This window comes from Oleiphilus sp. HI0123, from assembly GCF_001635315.1.
On record NZ_LWGE01000435.1, the window covers coordinates 1 to 1,020 of the forward strand.

Consider the following 1,020-nt stretch of genomic DNA (forward strand, 5'->3'; position numbering starts at 1 on the left):
TCACTGACAATCGTCACGAACTTGATATGCTCATGAGGGTCAAGTGTAGAGTTTACGTCCTTGATTAAAGATTGAAAGCTAGAGGCAAGCTCTGCTTTAAAGTCATCACAGCTTGTTTTTTTGGCCGATGATTCGGCTAATACTACCAATGCGTGAGGTTGTGGGTACTCAGCGCCCGATACACAAACCATCTCAATGTCTTGATGGCCAATAATCTTATTCTCTATTGGCGCTGGCGCAACGTATTTACCTTTACTGGTTTTAAATATTTCTTTGGTTCGTCCGGTAATCTTAAGGCGTTTAAGTTCATCAATTTCACCACGATCCCCGGTTTTCAAATAGCCATCTTCAGTGAACTCAGCCTTGGTTTTCGCCTCATCCTTGTAGTAACCCATCATCAGGGTAGGGCTCTTGATTTGAATTTCACCTTGCTCACTGATTCGACAATCAACACCAGGTAAAGGTTCACCTACGTAACCAAGGCAACTTCTGCCTGGCTGGGACATATGAGAATAACCAAAGTTTTCAGACATGCCGTAGCCTTCGAGGAGTTCAAGACCAAGCTTTTGGTACCAGGCAATCGTATCTTGACTTAGTGGTGCAGAGCCACTCGCAGCATAGCGTACATCCTGCAGACCAAGCGTCTTCAATACGCGTTTTTTCATATAGCCTGACAGTAAAGGAATCTTCATCAAACGATCGAGCTTTTGTTTTGGCATCTTGGCAAAGACACCTGTCTGGAATATTGTCCAAATTCGAGGAACCGCCAGGAACAAGGTAGGGTTTGCTCGGTTCAAGTCAGCGACAAAGGTATCGAGTTTGTCGGCGAAAAATAATTGAAAGCCAACAGATATAGAGGCCATTTCGACTACAAAACGCTCCATCACGTGTGCCAAAGGAAGGTAAGAAAGCATTCTGTCTTGATCAGTCACTTTTAATGAGGCTATCGCGCCTTGTGCAGCATAGGCCATGCTATGGAAAGATAGCATCACGCCTTTGGGGTTCCCGGTGCTACCAGAG

At 45.0% G+C, this 1,020-nt stretch carries 1 protein-coding gene; it reads right to left on the reverse strand.

The features are described from left to right. Positions 1–1,020 (reverse strand): AMP-binding protein (locus A3761_RS04130; RefSeq protein ID WP_156491584.1); only part of this gene is annotated, 1,020 nt, incomplete at both ends.